The organism is Kitasatospora sp. NPDC003701 (genome assembly GCF_053587085.1).
Genome location: NZ_JBSFNM010000041.1, coordinates 74,443 through 84,992 on the forward strand (window position 1 = coordinate 74,443; position 10,550 = coordinate 84,992).

13 protein-coding genes are annotated in these 10,550 nt (G+C 74.0%); 6 read left to right on the forward strand and 7 right to left on the reverse strand.

What is annotated here, in order from left to right:
• Positions 1–8: 8 nt before the first annotated feature.
• Positions 9–1,175 carry a TetR/AcrR family transcriptional regulator gene (locus tag ACWDRR_RS30305; RefSeq protein WP_449775433.1) on the reverse strand — a complete coding sequence of 389 codons (1,167 nt, stop codon included), beginning with the start codon at positions 1,173–1,175 and terminating at the stop codon, positions 9–11.
• 284 nt (positions 1,176–1,459) lie between these two features.
• Between ACWDRR_RS30305 and ACWDRR_RS30310 the strand changes: the two genes are divergently transcribed.
• The gene (locus ACWDRR_RS30310; protein ID WP_449775434.1) at positions 1,460–2,617 is read left to right on the forward strand and encodes an acyl-CoA dehydrogenase family protein; all 1,158 of its coding nucleotides are present in this window, start codon (positions 1,460–1,462) and stop codon (positions 2,615–2,617) included.
• Positions 2,618–2,928: 311 nt separating this feature from the next.
• Here ACWDRR_RS30310 and ACWDRR_RS30315 read toward each other — a convergent pair whose 3' ends face one another.
• Entirely contained in the window at positions 2,929–3,207 is a 279-nt protein-coding gene (locus ACWDRR_RS30315; RefSeq protein WP_449775435.1) for a hypothetical protein, read from the reverse strand.
• A 195-nt stretch (positions 3,208–3,402) separates the two neighbouring features.
• Between ACWDRR_RS30315 and ACWDRR_RS30320 the strand changes: the two genes are divergently transcribed.
• Positions 3,403–3,720, forward strand: a complete 318-nt coding sequence (locus ACWDRR_RS30320) for a cupin domain-containing protein (RefSeq protein WP_329488429.1) — start codon at positions 3,403–3,405, stop codon at positions 3,718–3,720.
• On the opposite strand, the gene ACWDRR_RS30325 is transcribed toward ACWDRR_RS30320, so the two are convergent.
• Complete coding sequence (locus tag ACWDRR_RS30325) at positions 3,710–4,300, reverse strand: TetR/AcrR family transcriptional regulator (protein ID WP_449775436.1); 591 nt, start codon at positions 4,298–4,300, stop codon at positions 3,710–3,712. The genes ACWDRR_RS30320 and ACWDRR_RS30325 overlap by 11 nt on opposite strands.
• Positions 4,301–4,422: 122 nt before the next feature.
• Between ACWDRR_RS30325 and ACWDRR_RS30330 the strand changes: the two genes are divergently transcribed.
• A complete protein-coding gene (locus tag ACWDRR_RS30330) occupies positions 4,423–5,988 on the forward strand; it encodes an MFS transporter (RefSeq protein WP_449775437.1) in 1,566 nt (521 codons plus the stop codon).
• A gap of 97 nt (positions 5,989–6,085) precedes the next feature.
• On the opposite strand, the gene ACWDRR_RS30335 is transcribed toward ACWDRR_RS30330, so the two are convergent.
• Positions 6,086–6,661, reverse strand: a complete 576-nt coding sequence (locus ACWDRR_RS30335; protein WP_449775438.1) for an RICIN domain-containing protein — start codon at positions 6,659–6,661, stop codon at positions 6,086–6,088.
• Positions 6,662–7,106: 445 nt separating this feature from the next.
• Positions 7,107–7,964: a DUF3626 domain-containing protein gene (locus ACWDRR_RS30340; protein WP_449775439.1), complete on the reverse strand. Its 858-nt coding sequence runs from the start codon at positions 7,962–7,964 to the stop codon at positions 7,107–7,109.
• Between the two features lie 125 nt (positions 7,965–8,089).
• On the opposite strand from ACWDRR_RS30340, the gene ACWDRR_RS30345 reads away from it, so the two are divergent.
• The 3 genes from ACWDRR_RS30345 to ACWDRR_RS30355 all read left to right on the forward strand — a co-directional run bounded on the left by ACWDRR_RS30345 (position 8,090) and on the right by ACWDRR_RS30355 (position 9,793).
• Positions 8,090–8,482 carry a YidH family protein gene (locus tag ACWDRR_RS30345; RefSeq protein WP_449775440.1) on the forward strand — a complete coding sequence of 131 codons (393 nt, stop codon included), beginning with the start codon at positions 8,090–8,092 and terminating at the stop codon, positions 8,480–8,482.
• A gap of 182 nt (positions 8,483–8,664) precedes the next feature.
• Positions 8,665–8,973 (forward strand): Sec-independent protein translocase subunit TatA, encoded by a 309-nt coding sequence (gene tatA / locus ACWDRR_RS30350; protein WP_449775441.1) that lies wholly within the window; start codon positions 8,665–8,667, stop codon positions 8,971–8,973.
• A 193-nt stretch (positions 8,974–9,166) separates the two neighbouring features.
• Positions 9,167–9,793 (forward strand): potassium channel family protein, encoded by a 627-nt coding sequence (locus tag ACWDRR_RS30355; RefSeq protein ID WP_449775442.1) that lies wholly within the window; start codon positions 9,167–9,169, stop codon positions 9,791–9,793.
• 19 nt (positions 9,794–9,812) lie between these two features.
• On the opposite strand, the gene ACWDRR_RS30360 is transcribed toward ACWDRR_RS30355, so the two are convergent.
• Together ACWDRR_RS30360 and ACWDRR_RS30365 are read right to left on the reverse strand one after the other, a co-directional pair.
• Positions 9,813–10,181 (reverse strand): VOC family protein, encoded by a 369-nt coding sequence (locus ACWDRR_RS30360; protein ID WP_449775443.1) that lies wholly within the window; start codon positions 10,179–10,181, stop codon positions 9,813–9,815.
• Positions 10,182–10,298: 117 nt separating this feature from the next.
• A partial coding sequence (locus ACWDRR_RS30365) for a hypothetical protein (protein WP_449775444.1) occupies positions 10,299–10,550 on the reverse strand: 252 nt, incomplete at its 5' end.

Below are 10,550 nucleotides of genomic sequence, written 5' to 3' on the forward strand. Positions count from 1 at the left end.
GGGCGTCGCTATCCGGGGTCGGCCAGGCCCAGCACGGCGCGGCCGAGCCGCCGCAGGCAGTCCCCGAGGTCCGGCCGCTCGCTGGAGGGGCGGTTCCGCACCCCGTCGTTGACCAGGGCGAACAGCGCGTGCACCCGGATCCGGGCCTGGGCCGCGTCGTCCTCGGGGCGGACTTGGCGGAGCAGCTCGACCCACGTCCGCAGGAAGTCCCGGCGGAAGTCCACCGCGGCCCGCCGGTCCGGCGCGGCCAGCCGCTCGGTCTCGCTCAGCATCGCGCCCAGGTAGTCGCTGTTGCGCCGGGCGAAGCCCACGTACGCGGCCAGCGCGGCCTCCAGGGCCGGCCCGGGGCCGGCGGCGACGGCGATCGCGCCCCCCACCTCGTGCCACAGCCGCTCCCGGCTGCGCACCAGCGAGGCGGCCAGCAACTGGGCCTTGCTGTCGAAGTGCCGGTACACGCTGGGGCCCGAGATCCCGACGGCGGCGCCGAGTTGGTCGGTGCTGACGTTGTCGAACCCGCGCCGGTGGAACAACCGCACCGCCGCCGCGAGCAGTTCCTCCCGGCGCGGCTGCGGCCGCGACGGCGCCGCGGCGGGGTGGTCCCGCGGATCGGGGCACGTGCCGTCCAGCGGTGCCGCCAGGATCGCCGCCACCAGCTCGCGGAGCAGCCGCTCGGCCCGGCGCGGCTGCGGGACGGCCGACTGGTAGGACAGCCCGGCGCCGGCCGAGAGCGCCGACCAGCAGAGCAACTCGGCGTCGGCGGCGTCGAGTTCGGGGCGCTCGTCGCGGAGCACGGCGGCCATCAGCGCCACGTCCGCGCGCAGCTCGCGGCGCAGCGCGGCCCGCCGGGCGGGCGGCAGCAGCCGGGCGTCGCGCTGCACCAGCGTGCCGAGCGGCCGGTGCCCGACCGCGACGGCGGCCAGCGCGGCGCAGACGTCCGCCGTGGTCGAGGCCGCACGCAGCCCGCCGGCCAGCTCGTCCAGCCCCGACCGGAGTGCGCGGTCCAGCAGTTCGGGCTTGCCCCGGAAGTGCCGGTAGAGGGCCGGTGCGGTGATGCCGACCCCGGCGGCGACCTCCGTCATCGAGACCTGGTGGTACCCGCTGCGGTGGAAGCGCTCGGCGGCCACGGCGAGGATCTGCGCCTGCCGGGATCGCGCGGGCGGCCGTCGTACCACCATGACGCCGCTCCCTCGCCCTTGCCCGCCCGGGTGCCGACCACCCGGTCGGCGGGGCTGCCGCCCGCACTGCCGCCCGTAGGTTAGCAAGGATTCACTTCTGGCGGCCCTGGGCCCGCGACACCGGGCTCGGTCACGGTACGGACACCGCCGCGTCGACCCTGGACAGTCGAAGCTACCCGGGATTAACTTGTGGGGCGATCAGCTGTACACCGGCCCGCAGCCGCCCGGCCGCGGCGAAGGCGTGCCGGTCCGCACCGCCCGGCACCACCGAAGGGAGCGCCGTCGTGCGCCGCACCGTGTTCACCGAGGACCACGAGGCCTTCCGGGAGACCATCCGGGACTTCATCGCCAACGAGGTCGTCCCCGTCTACGAGAGCTGGGAGGCCGAGGGGCACCCGCCGCGCGACTTCTACCGCCAGCTCGGCGCGCTCGGCGTCTTCGGCATCGAGGTCCCGGAGGAGTACGGCGGCGCGGGCGAGAGCGGCTTCAAGTACCAGGCGGTGGTCGCCGAGGAGACCGCCCGGGCGGGCGTCAGCTTCGGCTCCTCCGGCGTGCACACCGGCCTGGTGCTGCCGTACCTGCTGGAGTACGCCGACGAGGAGCAGAAGCGGCGCTGGCTGCCCGGCTTCGTCTCCGGCGACATCATGACCGCCATCGCGATGACCGAGCCGGGCGCCGGCTCCGACCTCGCGGGCATCAGCACCACCGCCCGGCTCTCCGAGGACGGCACCCACTACGTCCTCAACGGCGCCAAGACCTTCATCACCGGCGGCGTGCTGGCCGACCTCGTCCTGGTGATCTGCCGCACCGCGCCGCACGACCCGCAGAACCGCCGGGCCGGCCTCTCCATCCTCTGCGTGGACACCGCCTCCGAGGGCTACACCGTCGGCCGCAAGCTGCAGAAGATCGGCCTGCGCACCTCCGACACCGCCGAGCTGGCGTTCAGCGACGTCAAGGTGCCGGTGGAGAACCTGCTCGGCGAGGAGGGCAAGGCCTTCTCCTACCTGACCCACAACCTGGTGCAGGAGCGGCTGGCGATCGCGGTCGGCGCCTACGCGGCCTCCGCGGCGGCGGTGCGGTTCGCGGTCCAGTACGTCAAGGAGCGCAAGGTGTTCGGCCAGGCGGTGGCCGAGTTCCAGAACACCAAGTTCACGCTGGCCGACTGCGAGGCCCAGGTGGTGGCCCAGCAGTCGATGGTCGACCGCGCGCTGGAGCTCTACCAGAGCGGGGAGCTGACGGTCGCGGACGCGGCGGCGACCAAGCTGTTCTGCACCGAGTCGGCCTCCGGCGTGATCGACAAGTGCCTCCAGCTGCACGGTGGTTACGGCTACATCCTGGAGTACCCGATCGCCCGCCTCTACACCGACAACCGGGTGTTCCGGATCTACGGCGGCACCAGCGAGGTCATGCGCAGCATCGTCGCGAAGTCGCTCGGCCTGTAGCGAAGCCCTGCGCGGACGGCCCTGCGGGCGCCCGCAGGCCCCCGCAGGCGCCCGCCGGGCCGTCCCGGCCGGGAACGACGGCGGGCCGCACCCCCATGGCGGCCCGCCGGCACTCCCCCGCCCAACGCTCTCCCGCCCACGCCCCCGCCCGAACTCTCCCGCGCACGGTTGCGCCGCCCGGGTGAAGCCGGGCGGCGCGGCAGCGGACGGTGAGGCAGTGGGGCGGGTGGGACGAGTGGGACGGGTGGGACGGGTGGGACGGCGGAGCGATCGGGGCCACCCGGGCGGCCCGGACGCCGGGCCGGCCGGGCTCAGTTGGGCGAACCCTGCTCGGCCCGCCAGGCCTGCCAGCCCGCCGACGATGCCGCCGTCGAAGCCACCTTGGCCTGACGCAGCGCCCGCTGCGCCATGGCCGTGGGCGGGGTGTCCAGCTGCCGGACCCACGAGCGCCCGGCCGTGGCCAGCGCCGCGCACACCATGGCCGCCCCGGCCGCCCCGAGCACCGCGCCGATGCCTGTGAGAACCGCACCGCCGGCCAGCAGCGAACGGTTGACCTGGAAGCCGCTGAGGAAACTGTCATTGGTCGCCATGGGTCCACCATGGGTGCAGTCCGCGACGGCCGCACGCCGGGTTGCTCCGGGTGCGCGAGCCGGGCGCGTCCGCGACGCTGGCCCCAGGGGCGCCGCGAGGGGCCCGGACAGGCCCAGGCAGACCCGGACAGGCAGGCAGGCCCGGACAGGCCCAGGCAGGCCCAGGAGGACACCGCAGGCCGGGAGGAACACCCGATGGTCGATCTCGAACAGCTCGCCGTGGAGCACGCGGCCAAGGCCACCGAGAGCCCGCACGGGCGCAGCGCCCACCTCGTGGTGCACGACGGCGTGCTGCGCCAGACCGTGATCGCGCTGACCGCCGGGACGTCGCTGGACGAGCACAACGCGCCCGCCGCCGCGAGCATTCAGGTGCTGCGCGGCCGGGTATCGCTCACCGTCGCCGGGCATCTGCAGGAGTTGTCCGCGGGCCAGCTGCACCCGATCCCGCAGGACCGGCACGGGCTGCTGGCCCACGTCGACTCGGTGGTGCTGCTGACGGCGGTTACGGCGTAGCCGGGCGGAGCACGGTGTCGCCGACCAGCTGGAGGCCGCGCAGGAAGTCCTTCCCGGTCGGCGCCATCTCGGGCGCGGCCAGCCACTGGGCGGCCAGGCCCACCAGCAGGGCCTGGTAGAACATGCCGCGGGCCAGTTCGTCCTCGGTGTCCGGCACCTCGGTGAGCCCCTGGAACAGGGCCGCGAGCCCGAGCCTGCCCTCCTTCTGCACCGCGGTGAGCGCCGCCGCCAGCTCGGGCGCCCGCTCGCCCTGCACCATCGCCTCGAACTGCGCCGCCCAGAGGCCGCGGTGCTCGACGAAGGTCTCCTTCACGCCCTCCCAGACCGCGACGAACCGGTCCTCCGGGTTGTCCGCGAGTTCGCTCGCGCGCGCCACCACGGCGCCCAGGGCCGCGCCCCACTCCCCCGTAGCCTCGATCAGGGCCGCGTAGAGCAGCGCCTCCTTCGAGCCGAAGTGGTAGCCGATGGCCGCCAGGCTGACGCCGGAGGCGGTGGCGATGTCCCGGGCGGTGGTGCGCCCGTAGCCCTTCTCGTACAGGCAGCGCTTGGCGCCGGCCAGCAGGTCCTCACGATTTCCCATGGCCCGATGCTACGTCCTGTCTGGACAAATGTCTTGCACGCCCGTCTCACACGTAAGCCTGAGACAAATGATTTAGACGCTTGTACTAGACAAGCGTCTGACACGCCCGTACCGTCTTCCTCATGACCGCAACCACCGGCCGCGCAGGCCGTCGCGAATGGATCGGCCTGGCCGTCCTCCTGCTCCCCACGCTCGTCCTGACCATGGACATGGGCGTGCTCTTCTTCGCCGTCCCGTTCATCTCCACCACGCTGGCGCCGAGCGGCACCGAGCAGCTGTGGATCATGGACATGTACTCGTTCCTGCTGGCCGGGCTGCTGATCACGATGGGCTCGCTGGGCGACCGGATCGGCCGCCGCCGGCTGCTGATGATCGGCGCCGCCGGCTTCATCGGCGCCTCGGTGCTGGCCGCCTACGCGGACGGCGCGGGCCAGCTGATCGCCGCCCGCGCCGTGCTCGGCGCCGCCGGGGCGACGGTGATGCCCTCGACCCTCGCGCTGATCCGGAACATGTTCCACGACCCCAAGCAGCGCCAGATCGCCCTCGGCGCCTGGGGCGGCATCCTCACCGCCGGCGCCACGCTCGGCCCGGTGGTCGGCGGCCTCCTGCTGGACCACTTCTGGTGGGGCTCGGCCTTCCTGGTCGCCGTCCCGGTGATGGTGCTGCTGCTGATCGCCGCCCCCTTCCTGCTGCCCGAGTACCGCTCCCCGCAGCGCGGCCGCTTCGACCTGCTCGGCGCCGGCCTCTCGCTGGCCGCGATCCTCCCGCTGGTCTACGGCGTCAAGACCCTCGCGGTGGAGGGCTGGAGCCCGCTCGCCGCCGCGGCCGTCCCGCTCGGGCTGCTCTTCGTCGGCCTCTTCGTCCGGCGCCAGCGCACCGCGGCCGCCCCGCTGCTCGACCTGAGCCTGTTCCGGATCCGCGCCTTCACCGGGGCGATCACCGTCAACACGGTGGCGATGTTCGCGATGATGGGCTTCACCCTCTTCACCTCGCAGTACCTGCAGCTGGTCAAGGGCATGAGCCCGCTGACGGCCTCGCTCTGGTCGCTCGTCCCCAGCGTGGGCGTCGGTGCGGCGGTCGGGGTGAGCTCGGCGCTCGCCGGGAAGGTCCGTCCGGCGGTGCTGATGGCCGGCGGCTTCCTGGTCGGCGCGACCGGTTTCGCGATGATGACCCAGGTCGGCGCCGACTCGCCGCTCGCCCTCATCCTCACCGCGGCGGGCGTCCTGGCCGCCGGCACCGTCGGCACCATGACCCTCACCGCCGAGATGGTCGTCTCCGCCGCGCCGATCGAGCGAGCCGGCACCGCCTCCGCCACCTCCGAGACCGCCGTCGAGCTCGGCAGCTCGCTCGGGATCGCCCTGCTCGGCGCGGCCGGCGCCGCCGTCTACCGCTCCCGGCTGGACGGCGCCCTGCCGGCCGGTCTCGACGGCGAGGCCGCCCGCACCGCCCAGGACACCCTCGGCGGCGCGGTCACCGTCGCCGCCCACCTGCCCGGCCGCCTCGGCACCGAGCTGCTCGCCACCGCCCGCGCCGCCTTCACCGACGGCCTGCACGTGGCCGCCGTGGTCGGCCTGGTCTTCGCGGTCGGCGCCGCCCTCCTCGCCTACCGCCTGATGGCGCACCTCCCCGCCCAGGCCCCCGAGGCCGCCGAGGCCGCCGAGGGTCTCACCGAGCCCGCTGCCATCTGACCGGAACCCCGCCCTGCGCGTCATCAAGAGCCCCCGCCCACCGGGCGGGGGCTCTTCGGCTGCCGGCGGTCGGACGCCGCCGCACGCGGCCCCGGGGTCAGGAGAGCTGGAGCGAGAAGAGGTCGGCCCGGTCCGGGTACTGGGCGGTCCCGGTCCCGTCCACGGTCGCGATCCACATCCCGCTGTTCTGGGCCTGCATGGCGAACCAGCCCGCCACCGGGCTCGCGGCGAGCCAGAACTGCTGGCGCGCACTGCCGTCGCACCTGTCGATCAGGAACCAGTCGCCCGCCTCAAGCGGCGCCCGCTTGTCGATGGACATGCACCACTGGCCCCTGTCCCACTTGGAGATGAACTGGTGCAGGACGCGTCCGCCGGTGTCCGCGGTGTGGCAGACCTGCCACAGCTGGTTCTCGCTGTCGCGCCAGGGCCAGTAGATGATCTGCCCGGGATTGGTGCTGCCCGTGGAGGCGTCGAGGACCAGGTTGTTGATGGTGTTGAAGTGGTAGTAGCCGGAGTCACAGGTGAAGCCGGGGAACGGGCCCCCGAGCTGGGCCGTGGGGGTCGCCCCGGCGGCCGGTGCGGTGGCGAGGAGCATGCCGGCCGAGACGGCGGCCGTGGCGAACAGGGCGGTCAGACGCCGTGCCGTCGAGATGATCCGGGTCGGGCGGTGCATCGTGGCGGTCCCGCTTTCGGTGTGGGTGGGCGCACAGGGTCGGCAGCCGAGCGGCCGGCGCGCGGAGGCCCACCGGGTCGGGGTGGCGCAGGGGAACGGTGCTCTGCTCCGAGGACGCGAAACAGACCAAGCCGCCGGCGGCGTCCCGGCGGGCGGCACGCACGCGGTGGCTCCTCGGGCAGGGCTGGGCAGCCCGACCCGAGGTGGACGTGCTCACATCAGGCCGTGCCCCGACATCCTTCCGGCGGCGGGCGCGCGGCGGTATCCCGTCCTTCTGGGAGGAAATCCGTGTCCGACCGCCGCGAACAGGCCCGGCGCTCCGGCCGCTTGGGCGGCGCGCCCGGCGCGACGCCGGTCAGGCCCGGGCCCGCCCCTCGTGGTCCCGCTCCTCGTGGTCCCGCTCCTCGTGGGCCCGCTCCGGCGCCTCGGCCGGCCCCCGGGCCGGCTACTGCGGCGGCGAGCCGAAGCGGGCCAGGTAGTGCCAGACCCGCTTGAGGTCCTGCGGATCGTGGCGGCCGGTGCGGACGGCGTCGCCGATGATGCGCGGGTCGAGCAGGCCGTCCTCGGCGATCTCGACGCCGAGCGCGACGAACTCGGGGCCCCGGTACTCGGGGTGGCGCCTCAGCTCCTCGGTGGTCAGGCGCAGGCCCGGGTGCCATTCGAGCGCGCACGGCAGCCGGCGGGCCCGCTCCTCGACCGCGGTGCCCCGGTAGCTCGGGTCCAGGACCAGCGCCTCCACGTCCGTGTCGAGCCGGACCGGGCCGTGCACCTGGGCCTCGATGTAGTCGTCCAGCTCGTCCGCGTCGTCCGCCTCGGCCAGGGCGATCAGGGACATCCGCTCGGCGGTGCCGAGGTCCGTCGGGTCGAGGTAGCTGTCCGGGTAGCAGAAGGTGGCGCGGACGAGGGCCCGCGGGGCGAGCCGGACGTGGGCCGAGCCGAAGCGCGGCGCCGCGCCGATCGCCTTGCGGCGGAAGTTCAGCGCGCCGTAGACCGGGCGCTCCTCGGCCGGGGCCTCGTCGTACGCGCCGCCGAAGATCCGGCTCTCCCAGCGCCAGCGGTCGCCGCCCGGGTGGGCGGTGAGGCCGCCGTTGCCGGTACCGGTCACGAACTGGGAGCGGTAGACGCCGTCCTGCGCGAGCGCCGTCAGGATGTCCCGGCCGCCGTCGGCCCGGTCGGGGTGGAAATTGAGGGTGACGCGCAGACCGGCACCGAGCGGGCCACCGGTGGCGAGCGCCGTGACGTGCCGCAGGGCACGCTCCTGGGCGGGGCTGGGGGCCGCGGGGCCGGCCGTGTCGATGCTCATCGCCGCAGTCTGGCGGACGCCGGACGGCCCGCGCATCCGAGTTCTCCCCGGCCTGAGCTGCGGAGTGGGGCCGGGCAGGGCAGCCTGGGTTCGACGGGAACACCGGGAACGCAGCGGGAGGGCCGATGCCGGACCTGGAGCCGGGGTCGGACCCGGAATCCGAGCCGGAATCGCGGTCGGAGGGCGGCAGCGAGCCGGACTACCGCTTCTCGCTGGCCAACGAGCGGACCTTCCTGGCCTGGATCCGCACCTCGCTCGGTCTGCTCGCGGGCGGTATCGCCGTCGACCAGCTCACCCCCGACCTGGCCCCCGCGCCTCTGCGGGGCGCCCTGGCCGCGGTCTGCGCACTCGGCGGCGCCGTGCTCGGTCTGCTCGCCTACCGGCGGTGGACCCGGGTGGAGGCGGCGATGCGCGTCGGGGCGCCGCTGCCGGGGACGCGCGTCCTGCTGGTGCTGTCCGTCGCGGTGGGGTCGGTGGCGGTGGTGTTCTGCGTCCTCATCCTCGGATATGCCAATTGAACAGGTGGCCGGAATTCACTGCGTGGTGGAGACCACAAATGGCTGTCTGCTTCGCCAACACCTGGTTTTTGACCAGCGTTTCCCGGCCGGTGTATACGTTCGCCTCCGCGGACATGCATACTGGCCAGGTCGGGCGCTTTGCCCTCCTGTGACTAGAGACAAGAAGGGACCGGTGGCCAGGGATGCTGCGGAACGGTCTTGAGCCCTGGCACCTCCTGGTGGTGCTGGCGGTCGTCATCCTCCTGTTCGGATCGAAGAAGCTGCCCGAGATGGCCCGTGGCCTCGGCAAGTCCATGCGCATTCTGAAGGCGGAGACCAAGGCGCTGCGCGAGGACGAGGCTCCGGCCGCGGACGCCGCCGCCGCGCCGGGTACGGCGCAGAGCACCGCTGCCCCGCAGGCGCAGGCCGCGCCGCAGCAGCCGGTGGCCCCGCAGGCGGTCGCGCCGACCAACGTGACCAAGGCCACCGAGGCGCCCCGCACCACGGCCTGAGGCACTTCTCCGACCGAGCCCCCGCCGGAAACGGCGGGGGCTTCGTCGTACCCGGGGCCTCGTCGTACCCGGGTTTCGTCATAACCGGGCTTCGTCGTAACCGGGCGGGGCGGCCCGGGCGGCCTCGGGTCCGGCAGCCCGTTCGGCGCAGCCCGGCGAGCGGGTCCGGTGGCGCTGCGGCAGGCTGAGCGGGATGTCCGCGACCCCGCCCCCACCCGCCGAGGCCCACATCGACGTGCGGGCCTGGCTCCTGCTGCTGGGCTCGTTCGCCCTGCTGATGGTCGCGTACTTCACCCTGCCGCTGCGCTACTTCGGCGAACGCCGCCCGCTCCTCAGCTGGCTGGTGTTCGCCGCCGTCCTGATGCTGCTGAGCGGGCTCCTGCTGGCCCGGATCCTCGATCTCCTGCGCGGGACGGGCCGACGGCCGGGGATGTGGCTGGTCGTCCTGATCTGCCTCTCGATGAACGTCTTCGCCGGGACGTACTACGTCCTGGCCGCCGCGGCCGGCGAGTTCGACGGGCTGAACACCCGCCTGGACGCGCTCTACTTCACCATCGTCACGATGGCCACCGTCGGCTACGGCGACATCACGGCGGCCGGCCAGGGGCCCCGGCTCGTGGTGATCCTGCAGATCGTCTACAACTTCGTCTTCCTGGCGGCCGCCGCCGGGACCCTGTCGCAGAGGGTCCGCAGCGGGCTGGAGAGCCGGGTCCGGGAACAGGGCGAGGGCGGTCGGACCGGCCGTCGCCGCCGCCGCGGCCATCGCGGTGACCACGGCGAGCCCGGCGAGCCCGGCGAACCTGCGGAGCCCGGCGGCTGACGCGGGCTCCGGCCGGCCGTCAGCCGTGGGCGGTGTCGATCACGCAGAAGCGGTTGCCGTCGGGGTCGGCGAGGACGACGAAGTCCGGGTCCTCCGGGTAGAGGTCCCAGTCGACGGACTGCGCCCCCAGCGCGAGCAGCCGCTCGATCTCGGCGGCCTGGTCGGCGGCGTCCGTCGCGTACAGGTCGATGTGGACGCGCGGGTGCTCCTGGACGGGCGACTCGCTGAGGCCGAGGGCCAGTTGCACCCCGGGCCCCTCGGCGGGCACCAGGACCACCCAGTCGTCCTCGATCTCGTCGCGGGGGACGTAGCCCAGCGCCTCCGTCCAGAAGGCGACCGCGCGCCGCACGTCCGCGACACCCAACACGATGGATCCCATGGTCAGCATGGGCCGATTCTGCCCGGTCGCACGGTGTCGGCGGCGGGGATTCGGCTCGGGTCGTCGCCGGGTCGTTTGCGGCGGGGCCCCTGTCCTGGGTCGGGCGGGGGCCTCTGCGTGGTCCGCTCAGCCGGGTATGCGGTGGCGGCCGGGGGTCTGTCGCTGTCGGGTTTCGGGGCCGTAGTGGCCGGCCTGGCGGGCGATCCAGGCGTATTCGGTGGTGCCGTCGGGGAGTTGGCGCAGTTCCCAGCGGCCGTGGCGGGTGATGGGTGGGGGTGGGGGCTGCTGGTCGTCGTTGACCTTGAGGGCGGTGATGACGCCGAGGGCGACGGTGGTGAGGGCGAGGGCGAGGAGGGTGAGGAGGGCGGCGCCGATGAG